Source organism: Janibacter sp. Y6, assembly GCF_040900765.1.
In the GTDB taxonomy this organism is placed as follows: domain Bacteria; phylum Actinomycetota; class Actinomycetes; order Actinomycetales; family Dermatophilaceae; genus Marihabitans; species Marihabitans melonis.
The window spans coordinates 218289-235927 of the sequence record NZ_JAKLYZ010000006.1 but is presented as its reverse complement, the minus strand read 5'-3'; the positions used below and the strand labels follow the sequence as shown (position 1 = coordinate 235927).

Here is a 17639-nt window from a genome sequence, read left to right as displayed (position 1 = left end):
AACCAGCAACGAGCAGACGCCCTTGCACCCTGGCTCGAGCACTACAACACTGAACGCCGCCACACCGCACTCGGCGGCCTCGCCCCGACCAGTCGACTGTCAACAACCTGACGGCCGAGTACAGCTAGCGTCGGGAGGACCCGTGACGAAGGAGGAACCCCATGGCCAAGGACTCGAGCGCGAAGGGCGACCCCGGCCCGTCCGTGAAGGACCCGGAGGTCTACGAGGCCCTGCGCGACGACGGCGCGAGCAAGGAGAAGGCAGCCCGGATCGCCAACGCCGCGGCCAACAGCTCCCGCTCGCAGGTCGGGCGCAAGGGCGGTCACGGCGAGGACTACGACGAGCGCACGAAGGACGAGCTCATGGAGCGCGCCCGTGAGCTCGACATCGAGGGTCGCTCGTCGATGACGAAGGACGAGCTCATCGACGCGCTGCGCAACCACTGAGCGCCGGGGTGGCCCGAGCGCCTCAGCCGAAGACGGTCACCGTCTGCCGGCTGATGGCGACGAGCGTGCCGTCGGGCCGCCACACGTGCGCGTGGGTGTGCCCGTAGCCGTGCCCGGCGTGGTCGGTGCGCACCTCGTAGGCCCAGTAGGCGTCGGGCTCGGCGGTGACGTCCTCGACGAGCTCGAGGGTCCACGTGAGGCTGCTCGCCGGGCGCGGCTGCGCGAGCATCTGGATGACGGCCGGCGGCCACGCGTCGACGAGCGAGACGAAGTGCTCCTCGCCGAAGGTCGGGGTCGGCTCGCGGAAGCGCATCCAGCCGAGCATGTGAGAGGTCGACGCCGTCGTGTACGGCATTCCGCCGTCGGCCAGGCGCAGGTCGACGTGGGCGAAGAAGTCCGGGGTCACCCCCGGGACGTGGGGCAGCGCGGTCGTCTCGTCCGGCGATGGCAGGACGGGGTAGGCGGCGGAGGGGGCGACGGAGACCGTCGAGGCCCGCTCCGCTCCGAGGCTCGCGAGCAGGACGGCGACGACCGCGCCGTCCTGGCGCATCGTCACCTGCCCCTGGGTCACGCTCGAGCCGGCGCGCAGGACGCTGACGTCGAGGTCGGCGGGGCCGGCCGTCGCGGGGGCGACGAAGGAGACGGTCATCGACCGAAGGGGGAGCCCCTGCGAGGCCCCCTCGAGACGGCCGCGCAGGGCTGCGAGCATCACCCCGGCGACGACCCCGCCGTAGGTCGCCCGACCCTGCCCCCAGCCCGCCGCGAGGCGACCGGAACCGGCCCTCGCGGCGTCGAGCATCGACTGCAGATCACTCGCGTGCGTCATGCGGCAGATCCTGCCATCCGGCGCAGGTCTGCCACTCGACGAGGGGGTGGACAGGCAGATCCGCGAAGATCCAGGAGCAAAACCGTCCACGGTCCCCTGACCTGCACCGACGTGACAAACCTCTGTCCAGGGATGGGCTTGCCAACCTTCCTACACTGGTCGTGTGACTCAAGGAATTCGCATCGGAGAGCTGGCCCGCAGGACGGGTCTGTCCCCTGATGTCCTGCGCGTGTGGGAGCGCCGCTTCAAGCTCTTCACCCCCGATCGGACCCCTGGCGGGTACCGCCTGTACACGCCCACCGACGAACGCCTCGCCCGCGACGTCATCGCGCTCAAGGAGCAGGGCATCGGGCTCGCGGCCGCCGTCAAGCAGGCCCGGTCGGCCTTCGAGCCCGGGGCCCCCGTCCCGACGAACGAAGAGCTGGCCAAGGACATCGACGACGCGGTCTGCGCCCTCGACCAGGTCGCCGTCGTCGCCGCCGTGCGCCGCGCGACCCACCTGCTCGGGGTCGAGGCCGCCATCGTCGACGTCTTCCTGCCCTACCTCGTCGTCCTCGGGCACCAGTGGGAGACGGGTCAGGTCTCCGTGGCGCACGAGCACTTCGCGAGCCACACGATCCGCAAGCACGTCGGAGCCCTCGGTCTCGACCTCGCCTCGGCCGGTCGGCGCGTCGGCATCGTCGCCTGCCCGCCCGGCGAGCGCCACGACATCGCGGCGCTCATGACCGCCGTCGTGCTCTCCCGCCGGGGCTGGTCGGTGCGCTTCCTCGGCGCCGACACCCCGCTCGCCGCGATCGACACCGTCGCCACCCGGGTCCGGGCCGACGCGGTCGTGCTCGGCGGTACCCGGCGCGAGGTCTTCGAGCCCCTCACCCCGCTCGTGCGTCGGCTGTCCGGCTCGACCCAGGTCGCGATCGGCGGCTCGGGCGCGTCCGAGCAGCTCGCCACGAGCATCGGCGCGACCCTCCTGCCCTCGGACCCCGTGCAGGCCGTCCTGCACCTCGACGCGCTCGTCGTCGAGCCCTCGCGCTCGGCCTGACGGCCCCTCGGCGCAGGCCCCTGGCACGCCCCGACGGGGAGTCCTCCCCGCCCGGATCCTGGGCCGGCACGGCTCGTCGCCTGGCCCCTCGGGCATGCCGGATGGTTGGCTGACGGCCATGACGACCCCTCCGCCCCCCGGCACCCCTCCGCACGACCCCTCTGGCAGCACCGGCCCCGGCTACGGCCCGCCGAGCGGGCCCCCGTCGGGCCCCGGCTACGGCGGCCCCGCAGGCCCGGGCTACGGCAGCCCCAGCCCCTACCCCGGTGGGCCCGGTGGCGGGGGCTACGGCCCCCCGAGCGGCCCGGGCGGGTACATGTCCGCCCCGCCGCCCACCGGCGGCTACCGCACGAGCCAGCTCGAGCCGGTCGAGGCGATCAAGTACGGCTGGGCCGCCTTCACCCGCAACCCCGTGCCCTACCTGCTCGTCACGCTGCTGACCCTCGTGCTCACGGGCCTCTTCAACGTCCTCGGCACCTACCTCGACGGCGGCTTCGACCTCGACGCGAGCGGGAACGGCGCGAATGCCGCGTGGAGCCTGCAGCCCTTCGGCATCCTCTTCAGCATGGTCGGCAGCATCATCGCCTCGATCATCTCGCTGGGCATGCTGCGGATGTCCTTCGACGTCCTCGACGGGCGCAAGGCCGAGCTCGGGCGGATGTTCAGCGGCTACAACGTCGGGATCGGCATCCTCACCGGCATCGTCGTCAGCCTGCTGACCTCGGTGGGCTTCCTCTTCTGCATCCTGCCGGGCTTCGTCGTCGGCTTCTTCCTGCTCTTCGCCAGCTCGCGGGTCGTCGACAGCGGCGCCGGGGTGGGCGACGCGCTCTCCGGCAGCTTCCGGCTCGTCAAGGACAACGCCGGCCCGATCTTCCTCTGGGTCCTGCTGCTCGTCCTGCTCGTCATCGCCTCGGTGTGCACCTGCGGCATCGCGCTCTTCGTCACCGTGCCGATCTTCAGCATCAGCACGGCGTACGTCTACCGCGTCATCACCGGCGGGCAGGTCGCCCAGCCGGTCTGACCCGCTACTGCGCCAGCCCTGCGGCCCCGGCGACCCAGTCCCACATCCGGGCTCGGTCGGCCGGGGTCGTGGCATGTCGGCCGAGGTAGGCCGTCGGCCGCGGGCGCCGGTCGTGCCACAGGCCGCCGCCGACCCGCCGGGGTCGGGTCGCGACGAGCCACACGCTCGTGTCGGCCCCCTCCTGCGCCGAGCGCAGCACCGGGCGCGTCACCCGCTCGAAGCGGGGCAGCGAGGCGGTGATGCCCGGCGTCGACGCCCAGCCCGGGTGGGTCGCGTAGACCGCGACGCCGTGGGCGCCCCACCGCTCCTGCAGCGCGCCGAGGATCTCGACCTGGGTGCGCTTGGAGCGCGCGTAGGCCGTGGCCCCTGCGTACTCGCCCTGCAGGTACTCCGGGTCGTCGACGGGCAGGTCCTGGGTGTACATGCCGCCCGACGTCACGAGGACGACGCGCGCGTCGTCGGTGAGCGCCGGCAGCAGCAGCTCGGTGAGCAGCACGGGCCCGAGCACGTGCAGCGCCATCGTCTGCTCGTGCCCCTGCTCGCTCTCGGTGCGCTCGGGGGGCAGGGCCCCCGCGTTGTGCACGAGCCCGCGCAGCGCGACCCCCGCCTCGAGCAGCCGCCCGGCGAGGTCGCGGACGTCGTCGAGGTCGGAGAGGTCGCACCGCCAGGTCGTCAGCCGGGCGAGCCCGGCGTCGACGCCGCGGGCGACGTCCTCCCCCTTCGCCTCGTCGCGGACGACGAGATGCACGTGCGCGCCGAGGTCGTGGAGCATCTGCACGCACGCCTCGCCCAGGCCCGACGAGGCTCCGGTGACGACGACGTGCGTCCCGACGAGCGCGCCGGACGGGCTGTCCGGCGGCCACCCCGGCAGCCGCCGACGGGCCGCGAGGCCCAGGCGGGTGTACCCGCCCACGACCGAGAGGTCGAGGGCCGAGTCGATCGCTGCCGAGACGGGGTGCGTCATGCGCTGGCCTCCTGGAGGTCGTCGGTCGAGACGCGCTGGTCGACGCGCTCGATGCTCAGCTGGTGCACGTCGAGATAGCTCGCCTCGAACCCCGCGCGGCTGTAGCACAGGTAGAAGTGCCACATCCGACGGAAGGTCTCGTCAAGGCCGAGGTCGAGCGACGGCCATGCCCGCTCGAAGCGGTCGTCCCACATCCGCAGGGTCTGCGCGTACGACGGGCCCATCGCGAGGTCCTGGGCGACCCGCAGGCCCGACGGGGCCATCGCGCGGTCCATCGCCTCGAGCGAGGGGATGAGCCCGCCCGGGAAGATGTACTTGTGCACCCACGTGTACGTGTCTCGCGTCGCGAGCATGCGGTGGTCGGGCATGGTGATCGCCTGGATCGCGGCGCGACCGCCGGGGCGCAGCACGCGCTCGATCGTCGCGAAGTACTCGCCGAGGTAGTCCAGGCCGACCGCCTCGATCATCTCCACCGAGACGACGGCGTCGTAGGTGCCCTCGACGAGGCGGTAGTCGCGCACGAGGATCTCGACCTGGTCGGACAGCCCGGCCTCGGCGACCCGACGGGTGGCGAGGTCGGCCTGCTCGGTCGACAAGGTTACCGTCGTCACGTGGGCGCCACGGCGAGCCGCCCGCAGGGCCAGCTCGCCCCAGCCGGTGCCGATCTCGAGCAGCTGGGTGCCCGGGCCGACGCGGGCCTCGTCGAGCAGCCGGTCGAACTTCGCCGCCTGGGCGTCGGCGAGGTCGGCCTCGCCCGGGTCCGCGGTCGTGAAGAGGGCCGACGAGTACGCCATCGACGGGTCGAGGAAGGAGGCGAAGAGGTCGTTGGACAGGTCGTAGTGGCGCGAGATGTTCGACTGCGTGTTCTCGACGCTGTTGACCTCGGCGCTCGGGTGGCGGGCGACGTGGGCGGCCCGCAGCCGCTGCCAGCTCGCCGGGACGATGTCCTCGACGCGCTCGGCGAAGGCGGTGAGCACGGCCGTGAGGTCGTCGGCCTCCCAGTCGCCGGCCATGTAGGCCTCCCCGAAGCCGATGAGCCCGTGGGTCCCCACCCGGCGGGCGAGGTCGTCGAGACGGCGCACCTGGAGCAGCGGCAGGTCGGTGCGCCCGGCCTTGCCGCCGAGCACGGTGCCGTCGGGCAGCGCGACCCGCACGTCGAGTGAGCGGGCGACCGAGCGGATGAGGCCGGTGGTGACGCGGGCCGCGACCGCCGCGCGGGGGCCGGTCGGCACCGTGGCGACGTCGGGCCAGCGCACGGGGTCGACCCCGCCGCGTCCGAGGACGCCGGGCTGCGCCGGGTGCTCCGGGCGCTGCTGGACCGGCAGGCGGCGGGCCCACAGCGCGATGCCCTGCTGGCGGATCCGGGCCGCCACGGCGAGCGGCTCGGCGGGCTGGCGCCGGGCGATGCGGCGCACGGTGGCCAGCGTCGCGGGCGTGCCGCGGCCGCGCATCGTGGCGACGAAGGGGGCCTCGTCGTCGCGGTCGAGGCGCACGGCGACGTGCACCTCGTCGCCGGGCTCGGGGACGTGGAGCCGGTAGGTGCCCGAGACGTTGTTGAAGGGAGACACGTAGAGCTCCTTGTCGACCGTGGCGTCACCGCGCTCGTCGGGGTGGACGACGTAGGCGTGGCGGTCGCCGTAGGTGTTGTGCACCTCGACGACGACGCACGCCAGCTCGCGGTCCGGGCGGTAGCACCAGTAGACGGTGATGGGGTTGAAGACGTAGCCGAGGACCCGGGCGCTCGTCAGCATGAGCACCTGCCCGCCCTCGAGGTCGATGCCGTGCTCGGCGAGGAGGTGGTCGACGTTGTCGCGGATCGAGCGCTCGGGGTCACCGATGTGGTCACGGGCCTCGAAGCGGGCGAGCGCCCCGTGGTCGGGCAGGTGGTCGAGGTCGACGAGCCACGAGTAGGAGCGGGTCGAGAAGCGATGGCGAAGGGGGGAGCGCCGCGAGTGCTCGACCTTCGTGCGGTAGATCAGCGGGAGCACCGGGTTCGCCGGCGCAGGCTCCGTCCGCGGCGTCTCGTCCCACGTGGCGCCGAGACGCTCGGCGGCCCGTAGGCCGGACAGCGCACCGTCCTCGTGGAAGCCCCACCCGTGGTACGCGCCGGCGAAGACCACCCGGTCGGTGCCGATGGTGCCCAGCCGCTGCTGCGCGTCGACCGATGCGGCGGTGTAGAGCGGGTGCTCGTAGTCCATCGTCGCGATGACCTTGTCGGGGTCGACGAGGTCGGCGCCGCCGAGGGTGCACAGCAGCCGCGTGTCGCCGGTGCGCAGGCGCTGCAGCCGGGTGAGGTCGTAGGTGACGACGACCTCGCCGGGGCGCTCGGAGTCCGGGACGAGGTAGTTCCAGGACGCCCGCGCCCGCGGGGTGCGGGGCAGCACCGACTCGTCGGTGTGCAGCTGGGCGAGGTTGCGCGAGTAGGGGATCGCGCCGAGGACCTCGCGCTGGGCGTCGGTCGGCTCGGCGAGGAGCGACAGCGCGGCCGGCGCGTGGGTCGCCACGACGACGGCGTCGACGTGGTCGGTGCGGCCGTCGGCGAGGGTGATCGTCACCCCGTCCCCGCCCTCGCGCACGGAGGCGACCGGGCTGGAGAGGTGGACCTCGTCGAGCCGCGCCGCGACGCGCTCGACGTAGGTGCGCGAGCCGCCGGAGACGGTGCGCCAGGCGGGGCTGCCGAGGACGCCGAGCATCCCGTGGTGGGAGAGGAAGGTGAAGAGGGAGCGCGCCGGGTAGGCCTCGGCGTCGGCCGGGTCGCAGGACCACACGGCGGCGACGAGCGGGGTGAGGAACCAGCGCCGCAGGTCGGCCGAGAAGCCCTGCGCCGCGACGAACTCGCCCAGGCTCGGGCCGGTGCCGCCGTCCTCCGGTGCGTCGAGGAGCTCGCGGGCGGCCGCGTGGAAGCGGGGGATCTCGGCGAGCATCCGCAGGTAGCGCGGTCGGGCGAGCATCCGCGCGGAGGGGATGATGCCGCTCGCACCCTGGCCGCCGGCGTACTCGACGCCGTCGGAGTCGGCCCGCACCGACATGCTCATGTCGGACTGCTGCGCCTCGACGCCGAGCTCGTCGAAGAGGCGCAGGAGCGTCGGGTAGGTGCGGTCGTTGTGGACGATGAAGCCGGTGTCGACCGGCACGACGCGGCCGTCGACCTCGACGTCCTGGGTGTGGGCGTGACCGCCGAGACGGTCGTCGGCCTCGTAGAGGATGACGGAGTCCGTGCGCGACAGGACGTGGGCGGCCACGAGTCCGGAGACCCCGCTGCCGACGACCGCGACGCGGCGGCGTGCGCTCACAGGGAGCCCGCCGCGTCGGAGAGGGTGCGCTCGGTCTGGTCGGCGAGACGGCCGAAGAGGGCGGACATCACCGGGGTCGCGATCTTCAGCGGGCCCGACAAGGTGAGCTCGGCGTCGTAGACGACCGTGCTGCCCGCGCCGTGCTCGCGCACGTCGATGCGGTCGTGCAGGGTCGTCGAGCCGTTGCGCCCGGTGAGCTCGACGTGCGGGAAGTCGGCCCTCTCGAGGGTGTACATCACCTCGACCTCGCGGCCGCCGAAGCGGGAGACGTTGCGGTAGACCGAGCCGGGGCTCCCGTCCCCCTCGACGAGCTCGCACGACACGGTGCCGTGGTCCCACTCGGTGGCGTTGGTGAAGTCGGCCAGGTACGCGTGCACCCGGTGGGGCGGGGTGTCGGTGTGGATCTCGCGATGTGCACGAGGCATGGGGATGCTCCCTTCGATCGACGGACAGAGGACCAACTGACGGTCGGTCGTGTCCATGCCGTGTCCAACCTGTCGACCCGGGTGCAATGACGCTCCGTCGAGCAGGAAGGTACCCCCACCTGACGGATCACGTCGGGAGATGCCCGTGTCGACCTGCATACCTCCGGTTCGGAGCCATGGACGGCCCGGTTTGGTCGATCTTGCCCAGTGCGCGAAGGGGGAGGCGGCACGCCGCCGGCCACCGAGGACGACGGCCGCGATCGTCCAGACCGGCCATCATCGGCGGCAGGACGGCGCGACGACGGCCTGACCGTCGTCCGCATCCACCCGACCCCGGGGGCCCGGGTTTGGGGCGCTCGCCGCCCCGGCGGCCGCGCTCGGCCTGCAGTCGATCGCGATCCAGCGCTTCGGCGTCTTCGGTCTCTCGACGACCTATCTCACCGGCACGCTGACGACCGTCGTCATCCGGCTCGTCCCCGGGCACGGCGTGCGCGCGGTCCGGCACTCGGCGCTCATCCTCCTCGGGCTCGTCGTCGGAGCCGCAGCGATAGCCGGCCTCCTCGCGAGCGTGCCGATGCTCGCGCCGGTCCTGCTCGTCGGCACCGTCGGCTCGGTGCTCCTCGTCGTCCTCCTGCGCCGGGCGCTGGTGCACCGATGAGCCGCCACGTCGACCGCGTCGTCGAGTGGGCCGGACGCTCAGACGCCGGGGCTGCGAGCCGTCACCGCCGTCGCGCTGACCCCGGTGCTCAGCCCGCGTCGTCGAGCCGGGTGAGCGTCGTCTCGTAGGAGAAGTCGACCTCCGCGGGGGTCGTCGTCCCGCTGATCGGCGCTGCGCTGCTCGGGCGCGGCGTGCACGAGAGCGGGATGTGCCCCTCGGCGGCGAGCAGCCCCGAGGTCGGGTCGAGCCCGACCCAGCCCGCGCCGGGCACGTAGGCCTCGGCCCATGCGTGCAGCTCGGCGCTGTCGCGCGACGGGCCGTCCTCGCCGGGGGTCTGGAGCTGCAGGAGGTAGCCCGAGGCGAAGCGCGCGGCCAGGCCGGCATGTCGGAGCACCGCGACGAGCAGCCACGACGAGTCGCGGCAAGAGCCCACGGCGCGCTCCAGCGTCTCGTGCGGTGCCTGCGTCCCGGGCTCCATCCGGGTCGAGTAGGCGACGTGCGCGCGCACCGCGCGGTTGAGGCGGACGAGCAGCTCGACGACGGGCAGCTCACCCCCTTCGCCCCCGATCGCCCCGGCGATCGTCGACTCGACCCATGCGGTCGACTCCTGCGACAGGCCCGACCCTCGCGGCCCGTCGTCGACGGGCCGCAGGTAGGCCCCGAGGTCGTCGTGGAGGTCGGCCGGGTAGGCGAAGGGGGCGGTGCTCGCGTAGTCCTCGACGAAGAAGTCGAAGGGGTTGACCGGCGTGAGGTCGGCGACGAGGTCGACCGTGACCTCGAGCTCGTCGGCGGGGGCGGTGAAGACGACCTGGCCGACCCACCCGCCGAAGGGGTCCTGGTGCCACCGCAGGACGTGCTCGGCCGGCTCGACCCGCAGCTCGTAGCCCGAGACCGGGGTGCGTGCGTGCGGCGCGGGGCGCAGGCGGATCGCGTGGGGGAAGAGGTGGACCGGCTCGGCGAAGCGGTACGTCGTGCGGTGGTGCAGGGCGGCGCGGGTCGTCACGGCCTCCACCCTAGGGTCGGGCCGACCCATCCCCTGGTCTGATGCCCACGCCCAGGTCGGCGGGGGAGGATCAGGGGCATGACGCAGCAGGCCTACCCGCAGATGCAGCCCGTACCGCAGTGGACCCCGCCCGCCCCGGCCCCCCCGGTGCTCGCCGACGGCGCCGAGTACCACCTCGCGCTCACCGGCCCGGGGCAGTCGTGGTGGCGGCCGGTCGTCGCGCTGCTCACCGTGCTCGCCGGCTTCCTCGCGATCACCATCGGCTTCGGGATCGTCCTCGTCATCGGGCTCGTCGTCATCTCCGGGGGCGACCTCGACGCCGTCCTCGCCGACGAGAGCGCGATGCTGCGGATGGACGACCCCTTCGTCTTCGCGACGCAGAACCTCATGCTCGCCGCGCTGATCCCGCTCGCCGGCCTGACGACCTGGCTCGTGCACCGGGTGCGCCCGGGCTTCCTCTCCTCGGTCGTCGGTCGCTTCCGGTGGGGCTGGGCCGGCTGGTGCGCCCTGCTCCTCGTGCCGCTGTGGGGCGGGTACGTCGTCCTCGTCAGCGCCGTGCTGCCGACGAGCGCGGCCGGCGGCGGGCTCGGCGACGCCGCGCAGCGGCCCGAGCACTGGGTCCTCCTGCTCGTCCTCATGCTCCTCACGACGCCGCTGCAGAGCGCGGGCGAGGAGTACCTCTTCCGCGGGTGGATCATGCAGCAGATGGGTGCGGCCTTCCGCCACCGCTGGGCCGCCCTCGTCGCGTCGGTCCTCGTCTCCTCGGCACTCTTCGCCCTCGCGCACGGCTCGCTCGACGTGTGGGTGCTCCTCGACCTCATGGGCATGGCGACGGGCATGGTCATCCTCACCTGGCGCACCGGTGGTCTCGAGGCCGCCGTCGTGCTCCACGCGGTGAACAACCTCTTCGCCATCGGCTATGCGATCCTCTTCGGCGACCTCGCCGCGAGCTTCATCGACACGAGCACGACGAGCACGTGGACCGCGACGCTGGTGTCGTGGGTCGCCGTCGCCGTCGCGACGACCGCGCTGCTCCTGCTCGCCCGACGCCTCGGCGTGCAGCGCACCGTCGTGCCGCGCCCGAGCGCGCCGGCCCCGGTGGCGCCGCCGCAGCCGGCCTGGCGCTGAGGGCCAGGTCATGAGCCGTCGCCACGACCGGCCGACCTTCGCCGAGATGGTCCGCCAGCCCACGTGGAGCGAGCAGGAGGTCTCGACGACCGGGAGGCACGCGGTGCGCCCCGGCACGTACAACCAGGCCGGCGAGCTCTTCGACCCCGAGGGGGCGCCGCTGCGGAAGGTGCGCGACGACGTCACGGCCGACGACGCGCGCCGCCTCCTCGTGGAGGGCGCACGGCTCGTCCACGAGGGCTGCGGGTGCGGGGGCCACGGCGGGTGCCCGCCGCGGTGGTTCGGCGCAGCGGAGATCCGCGCCGTGCTCGCCGACGAGCAGGCCACATGGGTCCCCGACGAGGACGAGGGCGGCTGGGTCGACGTATGGGTCTGCGCCGCCGGCGAGGTCGTCTACGCGCACGGCGAGATCGCCTGGCTGCCCGATCAGGGCTGAGCCTCGCGCGGTCGCGCCGGCGGCGAGACCGCCCGGCGCATCGGCACAACCGACCCGCGTGCTGCGGCGTCTGAGGGGGCATGAGCCAGCAGCAGCGCGGCACCGGCGCCGCTCCCACCCGCCGGACGGTCCTGGCCGGGGCGCTCGCAGCGACCTCGACCCTCGCGACGACCGGGGCGGTCGCCGCCCCCTTCGTGCGTCCCACCACGCGCACCACCGCCGCCGACTGGGAGGCCCTCGACCGGGCGATCAGCGGCGACGTCCTCACCCCGGGCGACAGCGCGTACTCGAGCGCCCGCAGGCTCTTCAACCCCCGGTGGGACGGCGTGAGCCCGGCAGCGGTCGTGCGGGTGCGCAGCACCGCCGACGTCAGCGAGGCCGTCGACTTCGCCCGCAGCCGCGGCGTGCGCGCGGTCGTCCGGGGCGGCGGCCACTCCTACGTCGGCGCGTCGACCCGCACCGACGCCATGGTCCTCGACCTGCGCGCGCTCGACTCGGTGTCGCTGTCGGGCACGACGGCGAGCGTCGGGGGAGGGGCGACCCTCTACCCGGTGAAGTCCGCGCTCGCCGCCCGCGGTCGCTCGATCCCCACGGGCAGCTGCCCCACCGTCGGCGCCGGGGGGCTGACCCTCGGCGGCGGGCTGGGCGTCGACTCGCGCGCGCACGGCCTGACGAGCGACGCCGTCGTCGGTGCCACGGTGGTCACCCGCGACGGGTCGGTGCACCGGGTCGACGCGACGAACGGCAGCTCCCTGTTCTGGGCGCTGCGCGGCGGCGGGACCGGCCTGGGCGTCGTCACGGTGTGGCGCTACCGGACCCACGCGACCCGGCGCACCGGCTTCTTCTTCCTCACCTTCCCCACCTCGGCCGCGGTGCGCGTCCTCACCGGGTGGTCCCGGTGGCAGGCCGCGGCGCCCCGGTCGGTCTGGGGGAGCGCCCACGTCGAGGCGATGGGCTCGAAGGGGGTCCGCGTCCGGGTCGTCGGGGTGTGCGCCGCGGGTCAGGAAGCGGCCCAGGCCGAGGCGCTCGTGCGCGCCGTCGGGGTCTCGCCGACGTCGCGGTCGACGCGCAGCACCGACTACCTCGACGGGGTGCGGCTGCTCGGGGGCGGGACGACCTCGGCGCGCGAGAGCTTCTACGCCGGGTCGGACGTGCTGCGGGTGATGACGACGGGCACGGCCGAGGCCGTCGTCGGGGTGATGGCTCGGCGGGCACGTAGCGGCGGCACGGGAGCGGCGATCCTCGACCCGCTCGACGGCCGGGTGCAGGACCTCGAGCGCGACGACACCGCCTTCCCGTGGCGCGCCCACAGGGCGACGGTGCAGTGGTACCTCGGGCTGTCGTCGAGCTCCGCGACGGCGTGGTCGGCGGCCGCCGATGTCGTCGACGCGGCCCACTCGGCCCTGGGGTCGCGCTCCTCCGGCGGGTACGTCAACTACCTCGAGCGATCCCGTCCGCTGCGCGACTACCTGGCCGGCAACGCCGACCGCGTGGCCTACCTCCGCACGAGGTACGGGGTCCGCTGAGCACACCTACGATGAGCGCGTGACCGACCCCATCGACCGCAGCGCCGTCGTCGGGGTCGACGTCGGCGGCACCCGCATCAAGTCCGTGCTCGTCGACGGCGAGGGCGAGGTGCTCGCCGCCAAGGTCGTCCCCACGCCGAGCCGTCCGGGTCCCGAGCTCGGCCGCGTCGCCGCCGGTCTGCGCCGCGACCTCGAGGACGAGGCCGGGGTGCCCGCGGGCGCGCTCGCGGTCGTCGTGCCGGGCCTGGTCGAGGAGGTCGTCGGCATCGCCCGGTGGTCGGCGAACCTCGGCTGGAGCGACCTGCCCCTCACCCAGCTGCTCGCCGAGCACCTCGACGTACCGGTGACGAGCGGCCACGACGTGCGCGCTGGCCTGCTCGCGGAGCACCGCCTGGGGGCCGCGCGCGGTGTGGACGACGTCGTCTTCCTCCCCCTGGGCACCGGCATCGCCGCGGCCCAGATGACGGGCGGTCAGGTCGTCGCCGGGTCGTCGTGGACCGGCGAGGTCGGTCACGTCGTCGTGCGCCCGGGCGGGCCCGTGTGCGGCTGCGGGGCGGCGGGCTGCCTCGAGGCCGTCGCGAGCGCGGCGGCCCTCGGCCGTGCGTGGAGCGCGGCGAGCGGTGAGGAGCGCGATGCCGAGCACCTCGCCGGTGCGGTCGCTCAGGGCGACCCGGCTGCGGTGCAGATCTGGCAGCAGGCCGTCGATGACCTCGCGCTCGTGCTCGCGCCCGTGATCTCCGCGGCAGGCACCCGTCTGCTGCTCGTCGGTGGCGGTCTCGTGCTCTCCGGTGACCTGCTGCTCGACCCCCTTCGCTCCGCGCTCGCCGCCCGCCTGCCCGGGCGGACCGACCTCGAGGTCGCCCCCGCCGCCCTGGGTGACCGCGCCGGGGCGCTCGGTGCCGCGTGCCTGGCCGCCGACCTCGTGAGGAGCGCCCCATGATCGTCACCGTCACGCCCAACCCCGCGCTCGACGTCACCGGCCACGTCGGTCGGGTCGTTGTCGGCGAGAGCCACCGCCTCACCCGGGTCACCGCCCGCGCAGGGGGCAAGGGGGTCAACGTCGCCGCGGTCGCCTCGGCGCTGGGCGTGCCCGCGACCGCCATCCTCGCGGTCGGTCCGGAGAGCGCCGCGACCTTCGAGGCCGATCTCGCCCGTCGTGGGGTGCCCGCCGTGCTCGTCCCCAGCCCGGTGCCGACACGACGGTCGATCGCCGCCGTCGACGCCGACGGCGAGGCGACGGTGCTCAACGAGGAGGGCGAGGCGCCGCCGTCGCAGACGTGGGACGCGCTCGTCGAGGCGCTCGCGCGGGCGTGCGACGGGTCCGACGCACTCGTCGTCTCGGGGTCCGTCGCGCCCGGGTCGCCCGACGGGGTCGTCACCCGGCTGCTGCGGACCGGCGCCGCCGCGGGCTGCGCGCTCGTCGCCGACGCCCGGGGCGAGGACCTGCTGGTGGCGCTGGAGACCGCGCGGAGGGAGGGCTGGCGGCTGCTCGCCAAGCCCAACCTCTCCGAGGCGCGCGAGAGCCTCGGCGACGACGCGCTCGACGCGGCGGCGTGCGCGGCCGCCCTGCTCGACCTCGGCGCGTGGTGCGCGGTCGTCTCCGACGGCGCACGGGGCCTCGTCCTCGCGGTCCGCGACGGGGACGGTGTCGCCAGCTGGTCCGCCCGTCTGCCCGAGCCGGTCCGGGGCAACCCCACCGGCGCGGGCGACGCGCTCACCGCCGCGCTCGCCGCGCACCTCGGCCCGCGGGAGCCGGACTGGGAGCGGGCGCTGCGTGCCGGCGTCACCTGGTCCGCCGCCGCCGTGCTGCGCCCGGTCGCCGGCGAGGTCGACCCCGCCGACGTCGCCCGTCTCGAGACACAGGTCGAGATCACGCGCCTCTGAGGGGCTCGCGCGTCGCTCCCCTCGCCCCTCGACCTGCCACCCTTCCCGCTGAGCACCGCTCCTTGTCCGTGGGGACCGCTCTTCGCGGGCCGGCGAGGACCGGGGCTCGCGGACTGCGAGCGGGGTTCGGCGAAGGGGGAGGGTCAGGGGCGCAGGGGGAGGGTCAGGGGCGCAGGGCGAGGAGGCGCAGGAGGCGCTCGGCCTCGGCGGCCACCGCGTCGCGGCCGGCGCCGAGGTAGGCGCGGGTGTCGACGGTCGGGCGCTCGGCGAGACGTGCCGACATCGCCTGCGTGAAGACGGAGTTGAGGTGCGTCGCGATGTTGATCTTCGTCATCCCCGCCCGGACCGCGCCGACGAGACCGTCGTCAGGGACCCCGCTCGAGCCGTGCAGGACGAGCGGCACGGGCACCTGGGCGGCGATCGCGGCCACGAGGTCCTCGTCGAGACGGGCGGTGCGCTCGGTCATCGCGTGCGAGCTGCCGACCGCCACGGCGAGGGCGTCGACGCCGGTGTCCTCGACGAAGCGGGCGGCATCGGCGGGGTCGGTGCGCGCCCCCGGGGCGTGCACGCCGTCCTTGCCGCCGACCTCGCCGAGCTCGGCCTCGAGGCTGGCACCCGCCGCCGCGCACCAGCCGGCCACCTGGCGGGTGGTCTCGCGGTTGGCCTCGTCGGGCAGGGTCGAGCCGTCGTACATCACCGAGGTGATGCCGAGGTCGAGCGCCTCACGGACGAGCTCGACGGAGACGGCGTGGTCGAGGTGGACGACGACGGGCTGGGCGCAGTCCTGGGCGATCGCGAGGGTCGCGAGCGCCAGCGGGCGCAACGACCCGTGGTAGCGCACGCAGTTCTCGCTGATCTGCATGACGACCGGCAGGCCCGCAGCCTCGGCGGCCGTCGCGTACGCCTCGGCGTGCTCGAGCTGGATGACGTTGAAGGCCGCGACACCGGTCCCGCCCTCGCGGGCCGGGCGCAGGACGGAGGCGAGGTCGACGGCACCCATCGCGGTGGTCAGCTCGCGTCGAGGACGATCGAGCGGGTGAGGTGGCGCGGCTGGTCGGGGTCGACGCCCAGGGCCTCGGCGCGCGCCATGCAGAGCCGGTGCACGCGCACGAGCTCGGCCATCGGGTCGAGGTCACGGTGCTCGACGTGGGCACCGGTCGCCGCGACCTGCTCGGCCAGGCCCTGCGGCAGGTCGCCGATGCCCCAGACGGCGCGCCCGTCCGTCGCGATGCTGATCGGGCCGTGGCGGTACTCCATGGCCGGGTAGGACTCGGCCCAGAACTGCGCGGACTCGCGCAGCTTCAGGGCGGCCTCGTGGGCCAGACCGACCGTCCAGCCCTGCCCGAGGAAGGTCACCTGCTCGGCGGTGAGCAGCGGGCCGAGGTCGGTGACGTCCTGGGCGAGCACCCCGCGGGCGTCGGAGACGGCGCGGGAGAGGTCGTCGCCGAGGCTCGCGCGCAGCAGGGCGAGGGTCGAGGTGGCGAAGCGGGTCTGCACGACGGACTGCTCGTCGACGTCGGCCATCGAGATCGTCGACTCCGAGCGCTCGAAGACGGGCGTGCCCGGCGTCGCGACGAGGCTGACGTGGGGGGTGCCGGCGGCGCGCAGCTGCTCGACGACCTCGGCCACCTCGGTTGTCGTGCCCGAGCGGCAGATGACGACGACCCGGTCGTACCCGCGGTCGAGACGGTGCTCGCTGGCCGCCCACGCGTCGGTGAGGCCCTGCCCGAGCTCCTCGCGCCGGGCGGCGTAGGCCTGGCCCATGAACCACGACGTGCCGCACCCGATCGTCGCGACGTGCTCGCCCGGGCGGGGGAGGAGGTCGGCCACCTCCGGCAGCCGAGCGGCGGTCCGCTCCCAGTCCTGCGGCTGCCCCTCGACCTCGCGGGCCAGATGGGTACGGGGATCGGTCATGGTGCAGCTCCTGAGGCGTCGGTCGGCGCGATCCACCGTGCTGATCGCTGATGCGCAGTTATCAGCCTAACCGCGCACAAGCGCGCACGTCCACTGCCGCTACCATCTGACCATGGCAGACGACGCAGTGCCGCGCCACCGTCCGGGCCCCGGCGCCGGCACCGCCCTGCCCGACGCGCCCTCGGCCACGCCGCCGGCCACCCGCTCGGGGCGCTGGTCGGCGATGCTCGACCTGCTCGCGACGACCGGCCGCCTCGGGGTGAGCGAGACCGCCGAGCGGCTCGGGGTGAGCGAGGCGACGGTGCGCCGCGACTTCGCCGAGCTCGCCCGACGCCAGCTCGTCACCCGCCAGCACGGCGGCGTCGTCGCCGCCTCGATCGCCTACGAGCTGCCCTACCGCTACCGCTCCAGCCAGGGCGACGAGTCCCTCGCCCGGATCGGGGCGAAGGTCGCCGAGCTCGTGCGGCCCGGCCAGGTCGTCGGCCTCAACGGCGGCACGACGACGACCGCGGTCGCCCGCGCCCTCACGGCGCGCGAGGAGCTGCTCGCCGCCCCGGGCCTGAGCATCGTCACCAACGCCCTCAACATCGCCGCCGAGGCGGTGCTCCGCCAGCACGTGCGGTGCGTGAGCCTGGGCGGGGTGGCCCGGCCGGAGTCCTTCGAGACGACCGGGCCGATCGCGATGCAGGCGCTCGAGCAGCTGTGGCTCGACACGGCCGTCGTCGGGGTCACCGGTCTCACCGTGCGCGAGGGGGCGACCTGCGACCTCGAGGACGAGGCCGCCCTCATCCGCGGCATGATCGCCCGGGCCGGCGAGGTCGTCGTCGTCACCACCGCCGCCAAGCTCGGCACGCGCGGCTTCGCGTCGATCTGCGGCGCCGCTCAGATCACCCACCTCGTGACGACCCGCCCGGAGGGTGAGGGTGCCGCGGTCGCGGAGAAGCAGCTGCAGGCGATGACGGCGGTCGGGGTGCAGGTCCACATCGTGTGATTGACCGTGCGCGTTTCGTGACACGAGCACGCACGAACGTCCTTGCGCAGAGTGCATGCCAGGCCTAGGTTGTCCCCCATAGCGC

The 17639-nt window shown here is 74.3% G+C and carries 17 protein-coding genes and 1 pseudogene; 11 read left to right on the top strand and 7 right to left on the bottom strand.

Going from position 1 to position 17639, the window contains the following annotated elements; translation table 11 throughout:
* Both L6241_RS14495 and L6241_RS14490 read left to right on the top strand, forming a co-directional pair.
* Positions 1-111 (top strand): integrase core domain-containing protein (locus tag L6241_RS14495; protein WP_368246839.1); only part of this gene is annotated, 111 nt, incomplete at its 5' end.
* A gap of 50 nt (positions 112-161) precedes the next feature.
* The gene (locus tag L6241_RS14490; protein WP_191564811.1) at positions 162-446 is read left to right on the top strand and encodes a Rho termination factor N-terminal domain-containing protein; all 285 of its coding nucleotides are present in this window, start codon (positions 162-164) and stop codon (positions 444-446) included.
* Between the two features lie 22 nt (positions 447-468).
* Here the strand turns inward: L6241_RS14490 and L6241_RS14485 are convergent, their stop codons facing one another.
* Positions 469-1272, bottom strand: a complete 804-nt coding sequence (locus L6241_RS14485; RefSeq protein ID WP_368246838.1) for an acyl-CoA thioesterase — start codon at positions 1270-1272, stop codon at positions 469-471.
* 163 nt (positions 1273-1435) lie between these two features.
* Here L6241_RS14485 and L6241_RS14480 point away from each other — a divergent pair, with 163 nt between their 5' ends.
* Both L6241_RS14480 and L6241_RS14475 read left to right on the top strand, forming a co-directional pair.
* Positions 1436-2311 carry a MerR family transcriptional regulator gene (locus L6241_RS14480; RefSeq protein ID WP_368246837.1) on the top strand — a complete coding sequence of 292 codons (876 nt, stop codon included), beginning with the start codon at positions 1436-1438 and terminating at the stop codon, positions 2309-2311.
* 118 nt (positions 2312-2429) lie between these two features.
* The gene (locus L6241_RS14475) at positions 2430-3332 is read left to right on the top strand and encodes a hypothetical protein (protein WP_123092607.1); all 903 of its coding nucleotides are present in this window, start codon (positions 2430-2432) and stop codon (positions 3330-3332) included.
* Positions 3333-3336: 4 nt separating this feature from the next.
* Here L6241_RS14475 and L6241_RS14470 read toward each other — a convergent pair whose 3' ends face one another.
* From L6241_RS14470 to L6241_RS14460, 3 genes are read right to left on the bottom strand one after another with little or no spacing between them, the layout of a single operon-like run.
* Entirely contained in the window at positions 3337-4296 is a 960-nt protein-coding gene (locus tag L6241_RS14470; protein ID WP_368246836.1) for an SDR family NAD(P)-dependent oxidoreductase, read from the bottom strand.
* Positions 4293-7589: a DUF1365 family protein gene (locus L6241_RS14465; protein ID WP_368246835.1), complete on the bottom strand. Its 3297-nt coding sequence runs from the start codon at positions 7587-7589 to the stop codon at positions 4293-4295. The genes L6241_RS14470 and L6241_RS14465 overlap by 4 nt, the downstream gene beginning before the upstream one ends.
* Positions 7586-8014, bottom strand: coding sequence for an SRPBCC family protein (locus L6241_RS14460; RefSeq protein WP_368246834.1), 429 nt, complete (start codon positions 8012-8014; stop codon positions 7586-7588). The genes L6241_RS14465 and L6241_RS14460 overlap by 4 nt, the downstream gene beginning before the upstream one ends.
* 361 nt (positions 8015-8375) lie before the next feature.
* On the opposite strand from L6241_RS14460, the pseudogene L6241_RS14455 reads away from it, so the two are divergent.
* Positions 8376-8672 (top strand): annotated as a pseudogene (locus L6241_RS14455) (DUF1275 family protein); the annotation flags it as partial.
* Between the two features lie 88 nt (positions 8673-8760).
* Here the strand turns inward: L6241_RS14455 and L6241_RS14450 are convergent.
* Entirely contained in the window at positions 8761-9675 is a 915-nt protein-coding gene (locus L6241_RS14450; protein ID WP_251720547.1) for a transglutaminase family protein, read from the bottom strand.
* 78 nt (positions 9676-9753) lie between these two features.
* Here L6241_RS14450 and L6241_RS14445 point away from each other — a divergent pair, with 78 nt between their 5' ends.
* From L6241_RS14445 to L6241_RS14425, 5 genes are all read left to right on the top strand, one after another.
* Positions 9754-10803, top strand: a complete 1050-nt coding sequence (locus L6241_RS14445) for a lysostaphin resistance A-like protein (protein WP_368246833.1) — start codon at positions 9754-9756, stop codon at positions 10801-10803.
* 10 nt (positions 10804-10813) lie between these two features.
* Complete coding sequence (locus tag L6241_RS14440; protein ID WP_368246832.1) at positions 10814-11239, top strand: hypothetical protein; 426 nt, start codon at positions 10814-10816, stop codon at positions 11237-11239.
* 80 nt (positions 11240-11319) lie between these two features.
* Positions 11320-12765 (top strand): FAD-dependent oxidoreductase, encoded by a 1446-nt coding sequence (locus L6241_RS14435; RefSeq protein ID WP_368246831.1) that lies wholly within the window; start codon positions 11320-11322, stop codon positions 12763-12765.
* 19 nt (positions 12766-12784) lie between these two features.
* Positions 12785-13705 (top strand): ROK family protein, encoded by a 921-nt coding sequence (locus L6241_RS14430; RefSeq protein ID WP_368246830.1) that lies wholly within the window; start codon positions 12785-12787, stop codon positions 13703-13705.
* Positions 13702-14649 carry a 1-phosphofructokinase family hexose kinase gene (locus tag L6241_RS14425; RefSeq protein ID WP_368246829.1) on the top strand — a complete coding sequence of 316 codons (948 nt, stop codon included), beginning with the start codon at positions 13702-13704 and terminating at the stop codon, positions 14647-14649. Before L6241_RS14430 ends, L6241_RS14425 begins: the two co-directional genes overlap by 4 nt.
* Positions 14650-14812: 163 nt before the next feature.
* Here the strand turns inward: L6241_RS14425 and L6241_RS14420 are convergent, their stop codons facing one another.
* Complete coding sequence (locus L6241_RS14420) at positions 14813-15649, bottom strand: class II fructose-bisphosphate aldolase (protein ID WP_368246828.1); 837 nt, start codon at positions 15647-15649, stop codon at positions 14813-14815.
* An 8-nt stretch (positions 15650-15657) separates the two neighbouring features.
* Positions 15658-16563, bottom strand: a complete 906-nt coding sequence (locus tag L6241_RS14415; protein WP_251720541.1) for an SIS domain-containing protein — start codon at positions 16561-16563, stop codon at positions 15658-15660.
* A 112-nt stretch (positions 16564-16675) separates the two neighbouring features.
* On the opposite strand from L6241_RS14415, the gene L6241_RS14410 reads away from it, so the two are divergent.
* Positions 16676-17554, top strand: a complete 879-nt coding sequence (locus L6241_RS14410) for a DeoR/GlpR family DNA-binding transcription regulator (RefSeq protein ID WP_368246827.1) — start codon at positions 16676-16678, stop codon at positions 17552-17554.
* Positions 17555-17639: the final 85 nt, after the last annotated feature.